The 22,320-nt window shown below is 72.6% G+C and carries 18 protein-coding genes; 12 read left to right on the forward strand and 6 right to left on the reverse strand.

Features of this window, described 5'->3' with window-relative positions; all coding sequences use genetic code 11:
• The first annotated feature begins 92 nt into the window (after positions 1-92).
• The 5 genes from rpsA to ACF088_RS26010 all read left to right on the forward strand — a co-directional run bounded on the left by rpsA (position 93) and on the right by ACF088_RS26010 (position 4,870).
• Complete coding sequence (rpsA, locus tag ACF088_RS25990) at positions 93-1,610, forward strand: 30S ribosomal protein S1 (RefSeq protein ID WP_392378219.1); 1,518 nt, start codon at positions 93-95, stop codon at positions 1,608-1,610.
• Between the two features lie 468 nt (positions 1,611-2,078).
• Entirely contained in the window at positions 2,079-3,032 is a 954-nt protein-coding gene (locus tag ACF088_RS25995; RefSeq protein ID WP_328387665.1) for a PAC2 family protein, read from the forward strand.
• Positions 3,033-3,169: 137 nt separating this feature from the next.
• Positions 3,170-3,760 (forward strand): dephospho-CoA kinase, encoded by a 591-nt coding sequence (gene coaE / locus ACF088_RS26000; protein ID WP_392378220.1) that lies wholly within the window; start codon positions 3,170-3,172, stop codon positions 3,758-3,760.
• A gap of 179 nt (positions 3,761-3,939) precedes the next feature.
• Positions 3,940-4,260, forward strand: a complete 321-nt coding sequence (locus ACF088_RS26005) for a cupin domain-containing protein (RefSeq protein WP_392378365.1) — start codon at positions 3,940-3,942, stop codon at positions 4,258-4,260.
• A 196-nt stretch (positions 4,261-4,456) separates the two neighbouring features.
• Positions 4,457-4,870: a tetratricopeptide repeat protein gene (locus tag ACF088_RS26010; protein WP_392378221.1), complete on the forward strand. Its 414-nt coding sequence runs from the start codon at positions 4,457-4,459 to the stop codon at positions 4,868-4,870.
• 174 nt (positions 4,871-5,044) lie between these two features.
• Here ACF088_RS26010 and ACF088_RS26015 read toward each other — a convergent pair whose 3' ends face one another.
• Both ACF088_RS26015 and ACF088_RS26020 read right to left on the reverse strand, forming a co-directional pair.
• Positions 5,045-5,359 carry a DUF6343 family protein gene (locus ACF088_RS26015; protein ID WP_392378222.1) on the reverse strand — a complete coding sequence of 105 codons (315 nt, stop codon included), beginning with the start codon at positions 5,357-5,359 and terminating at the stop codon, positions 5,045-5,047.
• 46 nt (positions 5,360-5,405) lie between these two features.
• Entirely contained in the window at positions 5,406-6,983 is a 1,578-nt protein-coding gene (locus ACF088_RS26020) for a UvrD-helicase domain-containing protein (protein WP_392378223.1), read from the reverse strand.
• A gap of 525 nt (positions 6,984-7,508) precedes the next feature.
• On the opposite strand from ACF088_RS26020, the gene ACF088_RS26025 reads away from it, so the two are divergent.
• From ACF088_RS26025 to ACF088_RS26035, 3 genes are read left to right on the forward strand one after another with little or no spacing between them, the layout of a single operon-like run.
• Positions 7,509-10,454, forward strand: coding sequence for a DEAD/DEAH box helicase (locus ACF088_RS26025; protein ID WP_392378224.1), 2,946 nt, complete (start codon positions 7,509-7,511; stop codon positions 10,452-10,454).
• Positions 10,451-11,947 carry an SWIM zinc finger family protein gene (locus tag ACF088_RS26030; protein WP_392378225.1) on the forward strand — a complete coding sequence of 499 codons (1,497 nt, stop codon included), beginning with the start codon at positions 10,451-10,453 and terminating at the stop codon, positions 11,945-11,947. Before ACF088_RS26025 ends, ACF088_RS26030 begins: the two co-directional genes overlap by 4 nt.
• Positions 11,944-13,893 carry a helicase-associated domain-containing protein gene (locus ACF088_RS26035; RefSeq protein ID WP_392378226.1) on the forward strand — a complete coding sequence of 650 codons (1,950 nt, stop codon included), beginning with the start codon at positions 11,944-11,946 and terminating at the stop codon, positions 13,891-13,893. The genes ACF088_RS26030 and ACF088_RS26035 overlap by 4 nt, the downstream gene beginning before the upstream one ends.
• A gap of 127 nt (positions 13,894-14,020) precedes the next feature.
• On the opposite strand, the gene ACF088_RS26040 is transcribed toward ACF088_RS26035, so the two are convergent.
• Positions 14,021-15,658, reverse strand: coding sequence for an FAD-dependent oxidoreductase (locus tag ACF088_RS26040; protein ID WP_392378227.1), 1,638 nt, complete (start codon positions 15,656-15,658; stop codon positions 14,021-14,023).
• 726 nt (positions 15,659-16,384) lie between these two features.
• Here ACF088_RS26040 and ACF088_RS26045 point away from each other — a divergent pair.
• From ACF088_RS26045 to ACF088_RS26060, 4 genes are all read left to right on the forward strand, one after another.
• Positions 16,385-17,329 (forward strand): zinc-binding alcohol dehydrogenase family protein, encoded by a 945-nt coding sequence (locus ACF088_RS26045; RefSeq protein WP_392378229.1) that lies wholly within the window; start codon positions 16,385-16,387, stop codon positions 17,327-17,329.
• 153 nt (positions 17,330-17,482) lie between these two features.
• The gene (locus ACF088_RS26050) at positions 17,483-18,412 is read left to right on the forward strand and encodes an IclR family transcriptional regulator C-terminal domain-containing protein (RefSeq protein WP_392378230.1); all 930 of its coding nucleotides are present in this window, start codon (positions 17,483-17,485) and stop codon (positions 18,410-18,412) included.
• Positions 18,413-18,571: 159 nt separating this feature from the next.
• Entirely contained in the window at positions 18,572-19,210 is a 639-nt protein-coding gene (locus ACF088_RS26055) for a uridine kinase (protein WP_392378231.1), read from the forward strand.
• A gap of 147 nt (positions 19,211-19,357) precedes the next feature.
• Entirely contained in the window at positions 19,358-19,819 is a 462-nt protein-coding gene (locus ACF088_RS26060) for a type II toxin-antitoxin system PemK/MazF family toxin (protein ID WP_392378232.1), read from the forward strand.
• Positions 19,820-19,900: 81 nt separating this feature from the next.
• Here the strand turns inward: ACF088_RS26060 and ACF088_RS26065 are convergent, their stop codons facing one another.
• The 3 genes from ACF088_RS26065 to ACF088_RS26075 form a co-directional block, all read right to left on the reverse strand.
• A complete protein-coding gene (locus ACF088_RS26065; RefSeq protein ID WP_392378233.1) occupies positions 19,901-20,443 on the reverse strand; it encodes a DUF1697 domain-containing protein in 543 nt (180 codons plus the stop codon).
• Between the two features lie 51 nt (positions 20,444-20,494).
• Complete coding sequence (locus ACF088_RS26070) at positions 20,495-21,094, reverse strand: methylated-DNA--[protein]-cysteine S-methyltransferase (protein ID WP_392378235.1); 600 nt, start codon at positions 21,092-21,094, stop codon at positions 20,495-20,497.
• Between the two features lie 96 nt (positions 21,095-21,190).
• Complete coding sequence (locus ACF088_RS26075; protein ID WP_392378236.1) at positions 21,191-22,066, reverse strand: glycerophosphodiester phosphodiesterase; 876 nt, start codon at positions 22,064-22,066, stop codon at positions 21,191-21,193.
• Positions 22,067-22,320: the final 254 nt, after the last annotated feature.

Here is a 22,320-nt window from a genome sequence, read left to right on the forward strand (position 1 = left end):
CTTTGACACTGTCCGGCTTATGCAGAGGCGATACGGGTTCTCGGCGTAGCAGTACCTACGACTTCAATGTCCGCACCGGAGCCTTTACCCACATGACGAGCAGCACCGAGACCACCGCCACCACCCCGCAGGTTGCGGTCAACGACATCGGTAACGAGGAAGCCTTCCTCGCCGCGATCGACGAGACGATCAAGTACTTCAACGACGGCGACATCGTCGACGGCGTCATCGTGAAGGTCGACCGGGACGAGGTCCTGCTCGACATCGGTTACAAGACCGAAGGTGTGATCCCGAGCCGCGAGCTCTCGATCAAGCACGACGTCGACCCCAACGAGGTCGTTGCCGTCGGCGACGAGATCGAGGCCCTGGTCCTCCAGAAGGAGGACAAGGAAGGCCGCCTGATCCTCTCGAAGAAGCGTGCCCAGTACGAGCGCGCCTGGGGCACCATCGAGAAGATCAAGGAAGAGGACGGGATCGTCACCGGTACCGTCATCGAGGTCGTCAAGGGTGGTCTCATCCTCGACATCGGCCTCCGTGGCTTCCTCCCGGCCTCCCTGGTCGAGATGCGCCGCGTCCGCGACCTCCAGCCCTACGTGGGCAAGGAGCTCGAGGCCAAGATCATCGAGCTGGACAAGAACCGCAACAACGTGGTCCTGTCCCGCCGTGCCTGGCTGGAGCAGACCCAGAGCGAGGTCCGCCAGACCTTCCTCACCACCCTCCAGAAGGGTCAGGTGCGCTCCGGCGTCGTCTCCTCCATCGTCAACTTCGGTGCCTTCGTGGACCTGGGCGGCGTCGACGGTCTCGTCCACGTCTCCGAGCTGTCCTGGAAGCACATCGACCACCCGTCCGAGGTCGTCGAGGTCGGCCAGGAGGTCACGGTCGAGGTCCTGGACGTCGACATGGACCGCGAGCGCGTGTCCCTGTCGCTCAAGGCGACCCAGGAAGACCCGTGGCAGCAGTTCGCCCGGACCCACCAGATCGGTCAGGTCGTCCCGGGTAAGGTCACCAAGCTCGTTCCCTTCGGTGCGTTCGTGCGCGTCGACGAGGGCATCGAGGGCCTGGTCCACATCTCCGAGCTGGCCGAGCGCCACGTCGAGATCCCGGAGCAGGTTGTCCAGGTCAACGACGAGATCTTCGTCAAGGTCATCGACATCGACCTCGAGCGCCGTCGCATCAGCCTCTCGCTGAAGCAGGCCAACGAGTCCTTCGGTGCCGACCCGTCGGCGGTCGAGTTCGACCCGACCCTGTACGGCATGGCCGCGTCCTACGACGACCAGGGCAACTACATCTACCCCGAGGGCTTCGACCCCGAGACCAACGACTGGCTCGAGGGCTACGAGACCCAGCGCGAGGCCTGGGAGAACCAGTACGCCGAGGCGCAGCAGCGCTTCGAGCAGCACCAGGCTCAGGTCATCAAGTCCCGCGAGGCCGACGAGCAGGCTGCGGCCGAGGGTGCTGCGGCGCCGGCGGCTGCGGCGGGCGGCAGCACCGGCGGTGGCAACACCGGTGGCGGCTCGTACTCCTCGGAGTCGGCGGACAACTCCGGCGCCCTGGCGTCGGACGAGGCCCTCGCCGCGCTCCGCGAGAAGCTGGCCGGCGGCCAGAGCTGAGCTCTTGCCGATAGGCACTAGCCGATAGACGAAGGCCCGTTCCCTGGGAGGGAGCGGGCCTTCGTCGTGTCCGGGGAATGCTCCGGCGGGCGGAAGCGGCCGGAGTCGGTGGCGCCGCTCAGAGCGGGCGTGTAGGCGTGCGGGGCGTGCGGGGCGGGTACTTCGCGCGGGCCTGTTGGCACGAGGCGGGTTCAGGTTCCTCCAGGCGGGTTCAGGTTTCTGAAGGCGTGTGAGGTGCAGGCGGGGATCGCTGTGGGACGGGGGATGGCCGCCTCGGGACCAGGGGGCCGAGCCGGGGGCGCGGGGGCCGGGATGGGGGCCGGAGCGGGAGCGGGGCCGGATCGGACCGTCGGCCGGGCCGGCGCCGGGGCAGAAGTGAGGCAGGGGGTCTTCCGCGTCGGCGGGAATCGGGAATGCCCGCGCGGGATCGTGCGTTGCCGCTGACGAGAACGAGGAGGAGCAGTCACTGTGTTGGATCCCCAGGGTATGTACGAATGGGAGCCGAGCGGGCTCGCGGAGGTCGAGGCGATTGCCTCCAGGGACTCCGCCGGACTGGTGCTGCTGTACCACTTCGACGGGTACATCGACGCCGGCGAGACCGGCGACCAGATCGTTGAACGGCTGCTGGATGGCCTGCCGAACCAGGTCGTCGCCCGCTTCGACCACGACCGCCTCGTCGACTACCGCGCCCGCCGTCCGCTGCTCACCTTCGAGCGCAACCGCTGGACCGCCTACGAGACCCCGAGCATTGAGCTGCGGCTCGTACGGGACACCACCGACGCGCCGTTCCTGCTGTTGTCCGGACCCGAACCGGACGTCGAGTGGGAGCGCTTCGCGGCCGCCGTGAAGGAGATCGTGGAGCGCCTCGGCGTACGCCTCTCGGTGAACTTCCACGGCATCCCCATGGGCGTGCCGCACACCCGCCCCGTAGGCATCACCCCGCACGGTAACCGCACGGACCTGATGCCCGGGCACGGCGGCTTCTTCGATGAGGCACAGGTGCCCGGCAGCGCGGAGGCATTGATCGAGTTCCGGCTGGCGGAGGCGGGACACGACGTGCTGGGCGTGGCGGCGCACGTACCGCACTACATCGCACGGTCCGCCTATCCGGACGCCGCGCTGACGGCGCTGGAAGCCGTGACGGCCGCGACCGGGCTGGTGTTGCCGGGCGCCGCGCATTCGCTGCGTACGGAGGCACTGCGGACGCAGGAGGAGATCGAGCGGCAGATCTCGGAGGGCGATGAGGAACTGGTCGCGCTGGTCAGCGGGCTGGAGCATCAGTACGACGCGGTGGCCGGGGCGGAGAGCCGGGGGAACTTGGTGGCCGAGCCGGTGGAACTGCCGTCGGCCGACGAGATCGGCAGGGAGTTCGAGCGCTTCCTGGCCGAACGCGAGGGCGACGGCGGCGCGGGCGGGGCTTGAGCGAGCCGGAGAGGGCCGGAGAGAGCAGGAGCCTGCCGGAGCCCCAGTGAGGCCGGGCTTGGGCGAGGGGGAGGGCGAACAAGCCGGAGCGGCGTCCTGCGCTCCTGTCGTCCGGGCGCAGCGTATAGCGTGGGCTCATGGTGAAGGTGGGGCTGACCGGCGGAATCGGCGCGGGCAAGAGTGAGGTTTCGCGATTGCTGGTGTCGTACGGGGCGGTGGTGGTGGACGCGGACAAGATCGCACGCGAGGTCGTCGAGCCGGGTACACCCGGACTGGCCGCAGTGGTCGAGGAGTTCGGAAGCGACGTACTCGCACCGGACGGCACGTTGGACCGGCCGAAGCTGGGCCGGATCGTGTTCTCCGACCCGGGGAAGCTGGAGGCGCTCAATGCGATCGTGCACCCGCTGGTGGGGGCACGGTCGGCCGAACTCGAAGCATCGGCCGGGCCGGACGCGGTGGTGGTGCACGATGTCCCGTTGCTGACGGAGAACGGCCTGGCACCGCTGTACGACCTGGTGGTCGTGGTCGACGCCGCGCCGCAGACCCGGCTGGACCGCCTGGTGCGGCTGCGCGGTATGGCGGAGGACGAGGCCACGTCACGGATGGGGGCCCAGGCCACCCGTGAACAGCGGCTGGCCGTCGCGGATCTCGTCATCGACAACGACGGACCGCTGGATGCGCTGGAACCCCAGGTCCGCGCCGTATGGGAGCGGCTGCGGAGCGCCTGAGGCCGGAGGGTACCCTCGCCGCCATGACTGCTGCTTCCGACCTTGACGCCACGAACTCCGCGACCGAGCCCGCCCCCACCACGGAGCCGGGCTCCGGCCCCGGCCCGGTTGCCGAGTCCGCCGCACCGCTCGTTGCCGGTGACCCGGCGCCCGCATCGTTCGTGGTCAACATCCCCGGCATCGCGGATGCCGATCTGGAACCTGAACCGCTGGACCCCTCGCAGATTGTCGCCGGCGAGCCGGTGGTGACGGGCAAGGTGCTGTGGGAGTCGCCCGACGGGCAGCAGATCCGCGGAATCTGGCAGATCACGCCGGGTGTGGTGACGGACACCGAGGCCAATGAGCTGTTCGTGGTCGTCAGCGGGCGCGCCACCATCGAGGTCGAAGGCGGCTCGGTGTTGGAGGTGGGCCCCGGCGATGCCTGCGTGCTGCGCGAGGGCGACCGCACGCAGTGGACCGTGCACGAGACGTTGCGCAAGGCGTACCACATCAGCCTGTAGGAAACGGACCGGTAGCCAGCGGCCGGCGGCGCTCTTCCGCCGGCCCGGCTGGTGGTGCTCGCACACGGAGGCCGGGAGCGCCGGTTGAGGTCATGCCGGCCGGGGAATGCCGCGACCGATGGGAATGTTGTGCCGCAGGTAGCGCCGTACGGTCCGTGGCTGATGCATGCCCCGACGGCGACGGAGAGGAGCAGCCGTGCCCGAGAGCAGCCCCGAGACGTATGTCATCGACTTCCGCGCCGCGGAGCAGTTGTTGGCGGCCCGCGACCCACGCGGGGCGATCCGGCTGCTGGACTCGGTCATCACCGCGCACCCCGAGAACACCGCGGCCCGACTGCTGCGCGCCCGTGCTTTCTTTCTCGCCGCTCAACTGCGGCCTGCGGAACTCGAGTTCCAGATCGTCCTGGAACGCGAGCCGGACAACGCCTTCGCGCACTTCGCGCTCGGCCGCACCCTGGAGCGTGCCGGCCGCGCCGAGGAGGCGCTGCGCCACTTCCGGCTGGCAGCAGCTCTGGACCCGCGCCCGGAGTTCATCGAAGCCGCCCGCTTCCCACCGGGCACGGGCAACGGCGACCGTGATCGCGGCCGCCCGGACGCCGGTCCGGAGTAGTCGCGCCGTCTGCGCCGATCGTGCCTATCGCGGCCACCACGCGGGGCCCGCCTTCGCTGTACGAGCGCCCCCGCCTGTCACCGGATGCGACAGGCCGCACCCGCGTAGTGCCCGCGGTTCGCTACGGGGCTCCGCCTTCGCCGTCCGCGATCGTGGCGCTCTGCGCCGGGGTACCTACGGTTTGCTGTCCCGTCTCCTGCCGGGGCCGTTCCGTATGCCGAACGTGTCGTTGTGCCCTCGGTCGGGGGCGTACGGCGGTATGTTCTTTCCCGGCTGGTAGTGCGGTCCCTGGTGGATGTGGCGGATCACCATGGCCAGGTCCATGGCCGCCACCATGGCCAGCGCGGCACAGGCCGCCGCCCACTCCGGCCGTCCTACATCGACGAAGGCCACGGTTCCGGCGATCGCCCACAGCAACCCCCACAGCGCCAGTCCGCAACGGATTTTCAGCGGGCTACGTGCCTGAAGGGGCTCATTTCCCGTACGCATCGGCACCCATCTCCCACCTCCAGGATCCTCCCGATCGGCCGGTCAGTCACCTTTCCCCGGTACCTCTTTCCCTGCTGTGCGCTGTTCTTTCCGCTCCTTCCGCCGGCTGCTTGGTGGGTTTTCCTTCGCTGGGGCACGGGTCGGGGAGCGGGTCCCCGGCGGGGTGGCTGTTGATCCAGGACAGTCCGCCGATGTCGAGGAGCGAGCGGGCACGGGTCACGGCAACGTAGGCCAGGCGCGCCTCATCGATGTCGACCGGGCCGGGCAGCGGGGTCCCGTCCTCGCCGGGCTCGTCGAGGTCATCGGGGCCCGTGAAATCGTCCGCGATGCGCACGCTTGCCCACTCCCGGCCCTTGGCCCGGTGCACCGTGGACACCGTCACTTCGGCGGAGTCCTCGGGGGAGAGCTGATCCAGGGCGTGGAGTAACGCCTCCGTGCCATGTTCGTCGACGAGTTCCGCCAAGGGGAGCAGGTCCCGTCCGGCCGGGTCGAACTCCGCGTACTCGCGCAGTTCGGCCCAGGTCTCGAAGAGCATCAGCTCGGGGTGGACGGTTCGGCGGCCGGCCTCGAGGTCGTATGCGGCGCGGGCGAGAGCGCTGAGGGCCTCGCCGCCGCCGGCGAGGGCGACCCGGCGGTCCGCCTCCAGCTGTCCTATGACCTCCACCATCGCTCCCACATTCGTCCGGCACAGGATCGCCTCCGGCGCGGGGACCCTGCGTAACTCCGTCGCCCGGCAGGGTGATCCGGTGAGCCGGATCGGGGCGTCGACGATGGTGAGCCAGCGATTGGCCTCGGCCGCAAGCGCCGGACCGAAGCGAAACGAGCGGGAGAGGCTGAGCTGTCTGCCGTCGAATCCGGTCATGACGTCGCGGGCGCCGCGCCAGCCGTAGATGGCCTGTGCCGAGTCTCCGACCAGCACCAGTTGTGCGTGGTCGCGCTGGGCCGTGAAGACCTGCTCGACCACGGGGCTGGTGTCCTGTGCCTCGTCCAGGAGCAGGAAATCCCCCGGGATGACGGGTTCGCGCAGCGCCCACATCTTGAGGTAGTGGTCGTGCTCGAAGCGGACGACGCCGTGGTCCGGATGTTGCAGGTCGGCCCAGGCCTTGCGCGCGTAGGGCAGGACGAGAGCGGCGAGTTGTGCGTGCAGCGGCGTGGATTCGGCTCCGCGCAGGGGCGGGACGTGATGGGGCGCGATCTCTTGGTCGGCCGACTGACAGAAACGGGTGACGGTGCGCAGGACCGTGTAGGAGAGCGCCTTGTGGGTCACCTTGCGGGCGCCGATGGGCACGGTCATGTCCTCGTCGATGCCCAGGGCGGCGCCCGTGCGCCATCCTGCTCGCCGAGGGGCGTTCATACGTGCCTGGTACCGCCTGCCCACGGCGGTGTAGGCGAGGGAGTGGGCGGTTCCGCAGGAAACTTCGGCGGGGAACGTCCGCGCGGCATGGCGCGCGACCGCTCTGTTGAAGGCGATGTACCGGCCTGATCGGCCCTGCCGCCGTGCGGTGCGGGCGAGCATCGCGAGGGTGGTCGTCTTGCCGGTTCCGGCGCCGGCCTGGATCACCAGATGCGCGCCGGTCGGAAAGGCCTCCGCCGCGGCGGATTGTTCGGGCGTGGGGCTGTGCATGCTGTGCTCCTCATCGACGCCGATTGATTACTGTGAGTGACGATGTCGCACACCGTAGCGGATTTCGGGCTGAGGGCGAGAGGGATTCCTGCGGCCTGTGGATAACCCCCGGCCCGGGCGCGGAAGGCCTGGTCGGGACGCATTGTCAGTGCTGTCTGCTTCCATCGATCCGGAAGGGCCGGGACCGCGGCGGAGCGGGGGCGGCAGGCAGTGCGATCTCTCGTTCGGCTTCAGCGTCGTGCGGCGAGGAGCGCGCGCGGTCGCGGGATGCCGGTGGGGTCATGGTGTGCGTCCGGGGCTTCGGTGCCCGGCGCTCCGAGGGAGGTGCGAACGCTGCGGAGGGAAGCGGAAGACATGGTGCGTGCGACCGTAGACTCGCAGGTCGGGGGCGCTGGATCGGGCCGGTCGCGGCAGGTTCTGCGGGCGCCGCGATCGGGGTGGAACACCCACGCAGTGCACGACCACGCAGTGAACGATCGAGCAGTGCACGGCCACGGAGTGAACGACCAAGCAGTGAGGAATGGGATGGCCAGGCGGTGGGAGGCGGCAGGGGAGCCCCGGCCGTTGCACGACCCGCCCACGGCCGGGTCAGGGGGCGTGGGGGAGAGCGGGAAAACCGGCGTTCCGCCGGCTCGCTGCGCGGCGGTCTTCCTGCCCGCCGGGCCCGCCCAGCCGCCGCGCGCCGGGAAGATCGCTCTGTGGCGACCCGACGGCGGCCCCCTCCCGGACGTCGGCACCGGGGAAGACCGTGGGGCCGCGCCGGGCAACGACGGGACCGCCGGGCCGGGACAGCTGACCGTCGCCCGCCGCCATGGAAACGGCGCCCGTAGCCGCACGGTCCCCGCCGTACTGCTTCCCCTGGCCGAGGCCGTCCCCCTGCTGGTCCGTGCCCGGCACGACCCGGCCGCCCACCCGGCCGCCGCCTGCTGGGGCGCGGCCACCCTGCATGCGCTGCATCTCGCCGCCCGCGGCAGACTTCTCCCCGGGCTGACCGCCGAGGACAGCGACGCCTGGCGCGCCGGGCCGCTGGACCCCGACGACATCGCGCATCTCCGGGCCATCGCCGCCGCCATGCCCGCCGATGCCCACGCCGTGCCGATCGCCGGCAGCCGCCCGCTCCGGGTGCACGACCCGGCGGCCCTGGTACGGCTCTACGTGGATGCGGTCGCCGATGCGCTGCCGCGTACCCCTGCCGCCGGTCTGGTTGCCGGTGCCCCGTTCGCCGCGAGCGCGCCCCAGTACCTTCCCGGCGCCCGGGAGTGGGCCGCCGAGGTCGCGGCCGGCGTCGACGCCGGGGTGCGCCTCTCCCTGCGCCTCGATCTCGCTCCGCACAAGCTCTTCGACCGGGAGGAGGAGAGCGGGGCGGGCGGGGCCGAAGAGCGCGGTGCGGCGGCCGCCGTCCTTCAGGTGCACAGTCTCACCGACCCCACCCTGGTGACGGACGCCCGCGGACTGTGGGACGGCGAAGAGCCCGGCCATTTCGGGCCGCGCTCCCGTGTCGACACTCTGCTCGCCCTGCGTCGCGCCGCCCGTATCTGGCCCCCGCTCACCCGCCTCCTGGAGCAGCCCGTTCCCGACGTACTGGCGCTCAGCGAGGACGAGTTGTACGCGCTGCTGGGGGAAGCCGCGCCACGCCTGGGCGCCGCCGGAGTGACCGTCCACTGGCCCAGGGAACTGGCCCGCGGCCTGACCGCGGCGGCGGTGCTGCGCCCGGCGCCGGGGTCGGCCGCGGACGGCTTCGGCTTCTTCGACACCCGTGAACTCCTGCAGTTCCGCTGGCAGGTGGCGATGGACGGGGTGCCGCTGAGCGAGGCGGAGATGGACGCCCTCGCCGAGGCGCATCGCCCCGTCGTCCGGCTGCGTGACCAGTGGGTCCTGGTCGACCCCGGGCTCGTCCGCAAGGCCCGGAAACGCGAACTGGGCTACCTGGACCCGGCCGAGGCCCTCGCCACGACGCTCAACGGCACCGCGGAGGTGGACGGCGAGGAGGTCGAAGTGGTGCCCGAGGGCGCCCTCGCCGCGCTGCGCGGCCGTCTCACCGCCGAAGCACGGCCTCTGCCCCAGCCGCCGGGGCTGCGGGCCACCCTCCGCGACTACCAACTACGGGGCATGGCCTGGCTCGACACCATGACCTCCCTCGGTCTCGGCGGCTGCCTCGCCGATGACATGGGCCTCGGCAAGACCCTCACCGTCATCGCGCTCCAGCTGCACCGCCGGCCCGGCGCACCGGTCCTCGTCGTCTGCCCGGCCTCCCTGCTCGGCAACTGGCAGCGCGAGATCGAACGCTTCGCCCCCGGTACCCCCGTACGCCGCTTCCACGGCGCCGGCCGCAGCCTCGACGGCCTGGCGGGCGGCTTTGTGCTGACGACGTACGGGACGATGCGCAGCAGCGCCGCCCAACTGGCCGGACACCCGTGGGCCTGGATCGTCGCCGACGAGGCCCAGCATGTGAAGAATCCGCGCTCCTCGACGGCCAAAGCCCTGCGCAGCATCAAGGCCCCCGCCCGGATCGCCCTCACCGGGACGCCGGTGGAGAACAACCTCTCCGAGTTGTGGGCTCTCCTCGACTGGACGACCCCCGGGCTTCTCGGCTCGCTCAAGACGTTCCGTGCGCTGCACGCCCGGGAGGTCGAGGGTGGCGAGGATGCGCAGGCGGCCGAGCGGCTGGCCAGGCTGGTGCGCCCGTTCATCCTGCGTCGTAAGAAGTCCGATCCCGGCATCGTCCCCGAACTGCCGCCCAAGACCGAGACGGACCACCCGGTGGCGCTGGGGCGCGAACAGGCCGCGCTGTACCAGGCCGTCGTCCGCGAGACCCTCTCCCGGATCGAGACCGCCGAGGGCATCGCCCGCCGCGGCCTGGTGATGAAGCTGCTCACCGCTCTCAAGCAGATCTGCAACCACCCCGCGCAGTACCTCAAGGAGGCCGCGCCCGGTCTCGCCGCCCGCTCCGGGAAGCTCGAACTCCTCGACGAACTCCTGGACACCATCCTCGCCGAGGGCGGCGCCACCTTGATCTTCACCCAGTACGTGGGCATGGCGCGGCTGCTCGAACGCCATCTGACCCACCGGGGCATCCCGGTACAACTCCTGCACGGCGGCACCCCCGTCGCCGCACGGGAGAAGATGGTCGACCGCTTCCAGTCGGGCCACGCCCCGGTCTTCCTGCTGTCCCTGAAGGCGGCGGGCACCGGACTGAATCTGACCCGCGCGGGACACGTGATCCACTACGACCGCTGGTGGAATCCGGCGGTGGAGGAGCAGGCCACGGACCGGGCGTACCGCATCGGCCAGACCCGGCCCGTCCAGGTCCACCGGCTGATCGCCGAGGGCACGGTCGAGGACAACATCGCCCAACTCCTCAGCGCCAAAAGGGCACTCGCCGACGCCGTGCTCTCCGGTGGCGAGAGTGCGCTCACCGAGCTGTCCGATGCCGAGCTGGCCGACCTCGTCTCTCTCAGGAGGCCCGGATGACCCCCCGCCCCGTCTCCGGGCGCGCCGCCGCCGCGGACCGGCTGGCCCGCGCGGACCGCTCGCGCACCTTCCCGCCCCTGCCGGCCCGGACCGGAGCCCGCGGACTGTTCGCCGAATCCTGGTGGGGCAGCGCCTGGCTGGATGCCCTGGAGACCACGGCCCTCGACAGCGCCCGGCTCGCCCGCGGCCGGACCTACGCCCGCGACGGCCATGTCGACACCATCAACGTCACCCCGGGCCGCATCGTCGCCACCGTACGCGGCAGCAGGCCCCGCCCCTACAGCGCGGAAATCCGCCTCGGAACCCTCACCGACCAGGAGTGGGACGGACTCCTGGACGCCGTCGCCGGGGAGCCCGGACAGCTCACCGCCCTGCTGGCCAAAAAGCTGCCCCGAGTCCTGGCCGAGGGCGAGGCGCGCCTCCTCCCGGGGCCGGGCGACCTCGTCCCCCGGTGCTCCTGCCCCGACCACGGCAGCCCCTGCAAACACGCCGCCGCGCTCTGCTTCCAGGTCGCCCGCCTCCTGGACGCCGACCCGTTCGTCCTGCTGCTGATGCGCGGCCGCGGTGAACGCGAGCTCCTCGACGCACTCGCCCGCCGCAACACCGCCCTCACCGCCCGCGAGGCCCGCGCCCACCCACCCGCCACCCACTCACCCGCCACCACCCAGCCGCCCCCGCACCGCCCGGCGCCCGAAGGCGGAAGCCCCCGCTCCGTCAGCGCACCGGGCGCCGCGGCGGGCGGTGACGGCGCGGGCCCCGGGGAGCCCACGGCAGCGGCCGGGCCGCAGGCTCCCCCCGGTGTCCTCGCCAGGGCGGCGCTCGCCGACCGCCCGCGCCCGCCGCTCCCTCCACCGCTGCCGGTCCCACCCAGGCCCGGCCATCCGCCGGCCCTGCCGGACGCCGACCATCTCCCCTTGGACCCTGCGGCCCTCGAATTCCTGGCAGCCGACGCCGCGGCGCGTGCCCACGCCTGCGTATCCGCCGCCGGATCCGCGTACCCCGGCGCCGGGGACGGGTGGCGCACCGGCGGCGGGCGGCCGCCCGTCCACAGCCCCTTCCCGGCGCTCCCCGTGTGGGAGGACGCCATCCGCCTGGCGGCCACCGCCCACCCCACGGCCGGCCTGACGTCCGCCACCCGGGCCCTCTACCGCGACCTCGCCGCGGCAACCGGCCGGACGACCACGGACGTGGCCCGCTCGGTCGCCGCCTGGCGCCAGGGCGGCCGCGAGGGCCTCTCCCTCCTCGAAGCCGCCTGGAACCCGCCGGCCGGCGACTTCGACCGGGCCCGCAGTGCCCTCCTCGCCGCGGACCTCCCGGCCCTGCGCCCGCGCCACAACCACCTCACCGACGCGGAGCGCGGCATCCAGCTCCGTTTCGGCCACGACCACCGCTGGTATCCGTACGAATCCGAGCCCGGCACCGAGGACTGGTGGCCCACCGGCCCCGCGGACCCCGACCCCGTGGGCGCCCTCACCACCCTGCTCGCGCGATGACTAACCTCGACGCCGTGGAAGGTCTCGATGCTGTCACCCGATCCCTCGCCCGGCGCACCCCCGAGCAGCTCGCCGCGCTCCTCACCCGGCACGCCGAACCGCTCGCCCGCCGGCCCGCCCCCACCGAACTCCGCGGCCTGGCCCAGGCGTTGTGGTCCTACGAAACCCTCCACCACCTGGTGCTGCACCTCGACCACCCCCGGCTCCAGGTGCTGGCCGCCACCGCCCGCATCAGCCAGGAGCGGGCCGGGCGTGACGCCCCCGGCCCCGCCGCCCCGGCCCCGGGCGCCGACTACCAGTCCCTGATGGCGCACCGGCTGTCCTTCGCACATCTGGCCACCGAACCCGTCCCGCCGGAGGACGTCTTCACCGCCCTCGGGGCCGCCTCACCCGGCCCTGCGCGCACCGCCGCCGAAACCGCACTGCGCCACCTCTGCGACGACGGACTCGCCGCGCCGGCCGAGGACGGCGCGATCGTCGTGCCGCCGCGCGCCCCGCAACTCCTGGCCGCCCACGACCTCGGCCCGTTCCTCGCGCGCGCCCCGCAGCCCGCGCCGGACGACACCGCCGCCCCCGCCACGCTCTCCGCAACCCTCCCTCCGACCTCGCCGCACGACGAATCCCGGGCCGCCGCGGCGACCCTCGCCGCCACCGCCGACCGTCTGCTGGCCTCCCTGGCGACGCAGCCCGCCGCGCTGCGCAAGTCGGGCGGGCTGGCCGTACGGGAGATCAAACGGCTGGCCAAGGCGGCAGGCGCCACCGAACCGCACACCCGCCTCCTCCTCGACCTCGCGCTCGCAGCCGACCTGATCGCGCTGACCCGCAGCCCGTCCGGCATCACCGCACTGCCCACCGGCGCCTACGACGACTGGCTCGGCCGCCCGCCCGGCGCACGCCTCGCCCCGCTCCTGGCCGCCTGGTCGGCACTGTGGGACATCCCCACCCACACCCCGTCCGGCGAGACCCCGACCGCACTGGTCCGTGGCCACGACCGGCACGCCCCCGCCCTCCGGCACGCGCTCCTCGCCGCCCTGGCCGCAGTCCCCCTCGGTGCAAGAGCCCCCCTTCCGCCGTTGCCGTTCACCGAGCCCTCACGGCAGGAGACGGGTACCCGCACCCCGTGGGAGGACCTCCTCGGGGCCGCGGACTGGCATCGCCCCCTCGCCGTCACCCGCCAACCGATGGCCGGGGAACGCGCCGCCCACACCCTCCACGAGGCCGCCTGTCTGGGGCTGGTCGCCCACGGCACCCTCACCCCCCTCGGCCGGGCGCTGCTCGCCGACCCGCGCTCCCTCGACGAGCCGCTCGGCGATCTGCTCCCGCCGCTCCTCGAACAGGCCCACTTCCAGGCCGATCTGACGGCCGTCGTGCCCGGCCGCCCCGCCGTCGCGCTCCAGACACTCCTCGCCGCCGCGGCCGACCGGGAATCCGAAGGCCACGCCGTGACCTGGCGCTTCACACCCCGCTCCGTACGCCGCGCGCTGGACGCCGGCCACCGCGCCGACACCCTCCTCGAAGACCTCGCCCGCGCCTCGGCGACCGGCACCCTGCCGCAACCGCTCGGCTACCTCGTCCAGGACGTCGCCCGCTCCCACGGCCGGATGCGTGTCCTGCCCGCCGCCTGCTGCATCCGCTCCGACGACGAGGCCCTTGTCGAAGAGCTTGCCGCCCACCGTGCACTGCGTGACCTCGGGCTGCGGGTCATCGCCCCGACCGTCCTGGTCAGCAGCCGACCGCCGGCCGCCACCCTGGACGCGCTGCGCGCCGCGGGCTACGCGCCGGCCCTGGAATCCGACACCGGCACCACGACCGTCGAACGCCTCCCCGCCCACCGGACCAAGGCCCCCGCCCCTCCGCGTAATTCCCACGCACCGCTTGCTCTCGCCCACCGCCTCCTGGGACTGCCGGCACCCTGTCAGGAGGCCACCACGGCCGGGGACCCGTGACCGTGCCCCGTGACTCGTGCCCCGTGACCCGTTGCCGGCCCGCGCCGCAGCCCGCAGCGCGGGGCGGGCTCCGGGGACTCCGTGCCGCCCTGCGCGGCGGATAGGCGGCGTCGACGCGGTGGCGGCCTCAGCCGTCGGCCGGTTTCCGTCGGCCGGCCCCGCCGAGACGGCGCAGCGCGGTCGGCCCGAAACCGAGGCGCGGGAAGCGTCTGGGAGCGGGCTCGGAGCCGTGGGGCCGGGGCGGCGCCGAGGGCTGCCCCGGAGCGGGCGGCGCGGCGGAGAGCGTGGCGGCGGGCGTCGCCGCGAGTGCGGAGGCGGCACCGGCCGCTGCCGGGGGAAGCGGGGCGGCGGACGAAGCGGGGCCGGACGTCGTCGGCAGCGGGGGCGGGAGCGCCTGCGGTGCACCCGGCCCGCGCGCTGCACCGCTTGCCGCCGCTCCGGTCCGCGCCGCATTCCGGAGCAGGCCGAGTACGGCGGAGGGGCGCAGGACCGGGGCCGCCGGTGCGGAGGGCGTGACGACATCGAGGTAGGCGCGGCTGACAGTGGGCCGGCCGCCGGTGGGGGAGGGGAACACCGTGCCGGTGGCCAGCGACCACGGTGCGCGGGCGAGGCGTCCGAGGCTCCGCTGCACCTTCCGGGCAAGCGCCGGCTCGTCGATCCCGTGCCGCCGAAGCGCCCCGCGCAGCGCGGCGGCACCATGGGCGGCGAGGGACAGGCCCTGACCGCAGTCGGGGGCGAGCGAGACCACGGCACCCCCGAGGACGACGAATCCGGTCGGCCAGGACGGCAGTTGTTCATAGCGCCGCCGCCGGCTGGTGGTGTCGCGGGACAGCCGCACCTCGCTCAGCGGCTCGGCGTCCGCGATGAGGTCGCCGATGACGCCGTTACCCGTGCAGCGGGCGAACGGCACGAACCGGCCCGCGTGTTCGGAGGGCCGGTCGTCCCCGGTGCCGGTGAGCGTGACCAGCCAGCGCCCGCCCTCGATGGGGACCAGTGTCGCCGTCTTGCCGGGAACCGGGCGCCGCGGTGCGACAGCACCGGGAGCCGGGCCGGTGAACGCCGAACGGGTGGTGAGTACCGGGCAGTTTTCCATGCCGTTAGGGGCACGGAAAATACGGGTGGCCGAGACGATGTGGCGGTCCGCGAGGTCTTCGGGTGCGGCGGGCAGCCCCAGCGCGGCCAGCCGGTCCCGGGTGGTGGAGTGCCGGCCGGTGGCATCGACGACGAGGTCGGCATCCAGACGGTATGTGGCGCCGGTGGTGGTGTCCCGGACGCGCACGCCGGTGATGTGTTCCGCGGTGCCGGTGAGCCCGGCTGCTTCGGTTCCGTCGAGGACGCTCACCCCCGGGAGGGCCGGTACCTGTTGGCGGATGACCCGGTCGAGCAGATCGCGGGAGCAGGCGATCAGATGCTCCGGGCGTGCCCGTCGGCCTAACCGGCCCGCCGGGTACCGGTCCGTGTACTCCGCCGGTTTCGGCATCCTGCGGGCGCCCTCGGCCAGCCAGCGTTCGACGCTGCCGGGCAGCAGGGCATCGATCAGCCGGGCGCCGTCCGCCGTCAGCAGATGGGCGTGCCGGGCCCGCGGTAGGTCCGTGGGGAGGGCGGGGGTCCGGGGCAGCCGGTCACGCTCGACGACGATGACGTCGGCGTGTTCGGACAGCGTCGCGGCGGCGAGCATGCCCGTGAAGCCGCCGCCGAGCACCACGGCGAGGTAGGGGTGGTTGAACTGGAGCCCGTTGCTGCTCGTCGTGCTCGATCCGTTCATGGGCAGTCCCTTTCTCGGCGGCGGAGCACGGATCCCCGGCGGGTGCGGGCCACGTCCAGAAAGGGCGGTGCCGCATACGGTCGGGAACGCCGGCGCGCGGCGGCGATGACGGCGTCGGTGACGGCGGTGAACGAAGCCGTCAACGAGAACGGCAGGGACGCGGATGCGGTCCGCAGCATGCGCAGAGGTGCCGGTGGAAGCGGTTGCGCTCGTTGTGGGTCCCGGCAGGCCGACGCGAATGCCGGCCTGCCGCCCCCCGATTTCCCCATCATGATTCCCCCTCAGGCCGTGCCGCGTCGCCCCGCGCACCGCCACGTCCTCCTCCGCCACCCGCCCGTATCACCGGGTGGGGCGGGCGAGCACAACTGCCTCGTGGAATGAGCTCTGCCCCGGGGGACGCAGCCGTCACATCTGGTCAACGGTGGGCACCCTTCCGGATCGTAGGCGGCGGCGATCACATCCGACAGCCGGGTGTGAGGGAGGGGCGCGTGGTGGCCACCCCGGAGATACCGATGGGTAGATCTGCAGCAAAACGGTGCAATGGGCGGAAACCGCTGCGGCGCTTTCTCGCGACGCGAGAAAGGCGGGCCGGAAAATCCCGTGAGGGGAGATACGGCGGCACGCGAAGTCCCGCAGGGTTGGCGGGAAATGATCGGGTACGGACGGACCGAAGGCCGGACTGCCTACCCTGTGCGGGCACCGCACTGGAGAACCCGAGGGAGAGTCGTGCGCGCGATTGTGATGCGAGAATTCGGCGGCCCGGACGTGCTGCGGCTCGAGGACGTTCCCGAGCCCGCTCCCCGCGGCGGCCACTCGCTGGTCGAGGTGTCCCTGGCCGGCATCAACTACGCGGATGTGCACGTACGCGGGGACTCCTATCTCGCACCCGTCGAGCTGCCGTACGTACCCGGGAACGAGGTCGTGGGGAGGGCGGACGGCGGACGGCGCGTCGTCGGGCTGTGCCGTGGCGGCGGATACGCGGAGCGGACACTGCTGCACCGCCGCGTGACCTGGGACGTCCCCGACGCCATCAGCGACGAACAGGCCGTTGCGCTGGCGCTGCAGGGCAACAGCGCCTGGCATCTGCTGTTCACCTCGCTGCGCCTGGCCGAGGGCGAGACCGTCGTCGTACCGGCCGCGGCAGGCGGCGTCGGTTCGCTGGCCGTCCAGCTCGCCGCGCACGCCGGAGCCAAGGTCATCGGCCTCGCGGGCTCCCCGGAGAAGCGCAAACTGGCCGGGAAACTGGGCGCCCACGCAGTGGTCGACTCGACCGCCGAGGACCTGACCGAGCGCATCCTGGACGCGGCCGGCGGTCCGGTCGCGGCGGCGCTGGAGATGACCGGTGGGGTCACCTTCGAGCGGACCCTCGCCGCCGTCGCACCGCGAGGCCGCCTCGCCGTCTACGGGTTCGCCGGCGGCGACCTGGCGAGCGTGCCGACCAGGGAGCTGATGGCGCGGAGCATCACGGTCTCGGGCTTCTGGCTGCCGCAGCTCTACGCGGACCGTACGGCCCTGCCGACGTCCATGCGGGCACTGTTCGACGCGGTCGCCGACGGCACCCTCAAGCCGCTGACCGGCACCGCCTACGCACTCGGCGAGGCGGCACGGGCGCACCACGATCTGGCCGCACGCACCCCGACCGGGAAACTGGCCCTCGACGTCGCCCGGTAATTCCGGTGACCCGGGGTGCCGGACGGGCACCACGGCTGCGGGAGCGGGCCCCGGGACCGGCCGCCGGGAACCGCGGCCGGCGGGGGCGCCGGCCCGCAGCACATCTGCCGTGCGCCTTCGGGCGCCCACCACTGCCAGGGGAGAGAGCACACGATGGGCAACAGCACCGCAGCCACGGGAGCGTCGGCCTCGGCCGCCGTGCCCGCCACCGGCGTGGCGCCGCGTTCCGCGGGCCACACCAAGAAAGCGCGCCAGGCAACCAAGGACGCGTCGTCCACGGGCTCCCGGACGTCGGGATCCGGCCATGCCGAGCGGGTCTTCCTCGTCCAGACGGCCTTCGCCGAACTGGGCGGATCCGCCCACGGCCCGGGTGAGATCGCGGAGTTCACCGGCCTCGACGACTCCGTCGTCTACCGCATCCTGCAGTCCGGCATCTACCAGCGCATCTTCGAACGGGTGGACCGCGGCCTCTACCGGCTGCGCACCTCGGCGGCCCAACTGGCCTTCACCGCGCTCGACCACCGCCTCGACGGTGCGACCTCGCAGACGGTGCTGCGCGAACTGCGGACGGCCACCGACGACGGGCTGGCGTTCCTCTACATGGTGGCGCCCTTCTCCGGCGCGCAACGACAGTGCGTCGACATGGCCGTTGGCGACTCCGACCTCGCGGAGCTGGGGATGACGCCGCGCGATGTGCTGTCCGTGACGCGTTCGCTGCGCACCGGTGCCTCCGGGCGGACGATCCTCGCCTACCTGCCGGAGGTGCTCCAGCAGCGGGTGCTGGCCGAGCCCGTCCCCGACCAGGCAGGACCCGGTGTCTACCGGGACAACGAGGCGCTGGTGGAGTCCCTCGCCGAGGTGCGCGACCTCGGACACGCGCTCGGGTACGAGGAGTGCATGGCCGGCTGGAATTCCTGCGCGGCACCGATCATGTGGGACGGCTCCATCATGGGAGCGGTATTGCTTCTCAAGCTCAAGTCCGTGATGCCGGTGGCCCCCGACGGCGTCATCGAGGCGACGAAGGAGGCGGCGGCCGAACTGAGTCGCCACGGCGCCGCCCGGCCGTCCGCGGACCAGGCTTGAGCCGCGGCGGCCGCCCGCCGGCCGGCGCAGGAACCGGCCCGGCTCTCCCTCGGCGCACAGGCGACCGACCAGGGGCGTACCGATGAGGCGCAAGGCGGGCCGGCCGTTCCCCGCCCGATGCACGGCGCCCCGCGTCGGGCGGCCGGGCACAATGGCGGGGTGCGGCTCGAAGCGATCACCTGGGAACGGCTCACCGACGCGCTCGCCGAGCGCATCGCCGCGATGCCGGCGAAGGACGGGAGCCCCTGGCTGCGCGTGGCCCTCGACGGGGCGCCCGCCGCCTCGCCCGGCGAGCTGGCCGGACGGCTCGCCGAGGCGCTGCGGATCCGGGGGCGGGCGGTGCACAAGGCCGGCACCTTCGGCTTTCTGCGCCCCGCTTCGCTGCGGCTGGAATACGGCCGCGAGGATCCCGACGCCTACCACGACGAGTGGTTCGACCGGCAGGCCCTGTGGCGTGAGGTGTTCCAGCCGTTGGACCCGGGCGGCAGCGGGCGGGTGCTGCCGGATCTGTGGGATCCCGCGGCGGACCGGGCGACGCGCAGCGCGTACGTGGAGCTGCCGCCCGGCGGCGTCCTGCTGCTGCACGGCCCTCTGCTGCTCGGCCACTGGTTCCCCTTCGATCTCTCCGTGCATCTGAAGCTGTCACCGGCCGCGCTCGCCCGCCGCACCCCGCAGGGCGAGCGCTGGACCCTGCCCGCGTTTGCACGCTACGAGACCGAGACCCGGCCCGAGGAGGCGGCGGATGTGGTCGTACGGGCCGACGATCCCCGCCGGCCGGCCTGGAGCGGCCCGCTCTGAGCGTCCGGCCCGGCCTGCGTCCTCGGCCCCCTCCACGGCCGTCCCCCCGTTGGAAAAAACCGTACGGCCGACCACTGACAATCGAGCCCGCGCCGCTGCCTGCGGACCGCTGATCACCGCGCCGGCGGCGGCGGTTAGCGTGAGTCCGTGACCACTTCATTCAATGCATCCGACGAGTCCGCCGGGCTGCCCGGCAGCCAGGGGCCCACCGCGACCGTGGAGGCCCGTCCGCAGTCCGTCGGCACCGTAAAGATGTCCTATGCGCCCGACCCCGACGGCGACCCGGACCCCGGCGAGATCGTGTGGACCTGGGTGCCCTACGAGGAGAACGACGGCCGGGGCAAGGACCGCCCTGTGCTGGTCGTCGCCCGCGAGACCGGCGGAACGCTGCTGGCCGTGCAGCTGTCCAGCAAACGGCACCAGAACGACCGGGAATGGGTCCCCCTCGGGACCGGCCCGTGGGACCGCGCGGGGCGCGACTCCTGGGTGGCTGTGGACCGGGTGCTGCGGGTGCACCCGGCCGGGATGCGGCGCGAGGCCTGCGCGCTGGACCGGGGCCGCTTCAACCTGGTCGTCAACCGGCTGCGCGAGCGCTACGGCTGGCGCTGACGGCAGGGCTCCGCAGCTCCGGGGCCCCGGGGTTGCGAACTCCGGGGCGCTCCGGACTCCGGGACTCCGGGCCCCCGGGGCTCAGGCGTCGGCCAGGGCCAGGAGCTTGGTGACGGTGTTCCAGTTGCGGGCCGTGGCCGTCACCCCGAGCCGGGCGCGGCTCACCACGTCGGCGAGCTTGGAGCGGCCGATGCCGTCGGGGCACCACAGATACAGTTCGCGCCCGGTCAGCCGGTACTGATCGGGCGCGAACGCGGCCGCGTCGAGCGTGTCCAGCCGGGACGTATCGGTCGGCACCGCCGACAGGAACGTGACATGCAGACTCTTGGGTTCCGCCACGGCCCGGGGAAACGGATTCGCGGCGACGACGGCGGCCAGCTCGTCGCCGGTCCGGACGACGACCGGCACCGTCAGGCCGAGTTCGGCGGCGATCCGGTCGTGGAGCACCCGGGCGGTCTCATGCGGTGGCGTACCGGGATCGGCGAAGACGATATTGCCGGTCTGCAGGAGCACCGAGACCTCGCGGAAGCCCAGGGACTCGGCCAGCTCCAGCTGCTTCGCCTTGGGGAAGGGGTTGTGGCCGCCGACATTGATGCCGCGGAGCAGAGCGATCTGACGGGACATGGGCTGTCTTTCGTAGGAGCCGGACTCGGCGAGGGCGGACGATGGTCGCGGTCAGAAGAGCGGAGCGGGCAGTACCCCTTCGAGGGCCAGCAGCAGACGCTTGGTCTCCAGGCCACCGCCGAAGCCGCCGATGCCGCCGTCACTGGCGACGACACGGTGGCAGGGGACGACGACCGGAAGCGGATTGGAACCCATCGCGGCGCCCACCGCGCGGGCGGCACCCGGTTCCCCGACCCGGTCGGCGAGGTCCTGATAGCCGACGACGCCGCCATAGGGGACCCCGGCGGCCAGGGCCTGCAGGACCCGGGCGTGGAAGCCGGAGGAGAGCGACCAGTCCAACGGGACGGTGAAGGACTGCAGCTCCCCGGCGAAATAGGCGGTGAGCTCGGCCGTGGCCGTCGCCAGATGAGGGACCGCGGCCGTCTGCGGTCCGCCGAAGAACTGCTCCAGACGGGTCAGCTCCCGGCGGGCCGTCCGCTCGTCGGCATGGAAGACGACGCGGACCAGGCCCTCCCGGGTCGCGGCGAGCAGCAGCGGGCCGATCGGGGTCTCCAGCCGTGTCCAGGCCCAGTCGCGCCGGGCCGCCGCCCCTGCCTCCGGTGCGGTGCCCGGCGGCTCCTGCGGACGCGAAACCTGCTCGGAATTCGTCACCTGATCAGGGTAGGACGCACCACTGACAATGCGGCGGGAACGGACCGGCTGCCGTCGCCGGAGCCCGTTCCCCGCCGCCTCCGCCACGGCTCCGGCTCAGTCGTCGTCGCCCCCCACCGCGTCGCGGACCACGTCGGGCTTGTTGGTGATGATGCCGTCGACGCCCAGACCGGCGGCCTTGACCGCGGTTGCCGCGTCGTCGACGGTCCAGGTGTACAGGTCCAGCGGCCGGCGGTGCGGGCCCTTCAGACCGTGCACGGCGGCGACGTACTCCGGGGTGACCGCCGTGTGGACGGGGTTGATCTGATCGCAGTACCTCGCGAACTTCGGGAGGTCGGCGACGGAAGGATTGCCGAGAAAGCCCGTCTTGATGTCCGGCCGCAGGCGGTGCACGGCCTTGATGGCGTCGGCATTGAAGCTCTGGATGATCAGACGGCTCTTGACGTGCCCCTTGTCCAGCCAGCCCCCGCGACGCAGCTCGTTGAGGGTCTGCCGCTCGATGCCCGGGTAGAGCTCCGGCGATTTCAGCTCCATCAGCAGACTCTGGTCGTTGTGCTCGACCTCGTCCATGTAGTCCTCGAGGGTCGGCACCCGCTCCCCGCGGAACTTCCGCCCGAACCAGCTGCCCGCGTCGAGTTTCTCGATCTCGTTGAGCGTGAAGTCCGATACGTTCCACGGGGAGCGGCCGGGAAAGACCTGCTCGACGTTGGTCGTCCGGGCGAGCGAGTTGTCATGGAGGATGACCAGCTCGCCGTCCTTGGTGCGCTGGACGTCGTTCTCGACCCACCCGAAGCCGAGCCGGTCGGCCGCGTCGATCGAGGCCAGGGTGTTCTCGGGCGCGTACGACGAGGCGCCGCGGTGAGCGATCGTCACCGGAGAGCGTCCGTCCGGTGCGGCCTGGGCGACGGTGGTGGAGAGGGCGAGCGCGGACAGACCCATGAGCGCACCGGCGGCAACGGGGCGAATACGCATACGGACTCCTCGTGACGTCGTGGACGTGAGCTGACGTGAAGTGACGTGAACCGGGTCGGACGGGCAGAGGCTCGCAGCTGTGCCGTAGCGGGAGGCGGTCGTGTGGTGGCCGGGCGCTGAACGGGGAGTGGCCGGTTTTCCGTTGCGGAGCGACACGCAGTTGCAGGATGCCCGGATTGGCCGTGCTACAGACGTACGCCCCGACGCCGTCCAACTTGCCGGAGCCGCGGCATCCGCGCATCTTGACCGATGAT

This window comes from Streptomyces sp. NPDC015125 (genome assembly GCF_043080045.1).
GTDB lineage: Bacteria > Actinomycetota > Actinomycetes > Streptomycetales > Streptomycetaceae > Streptomyces.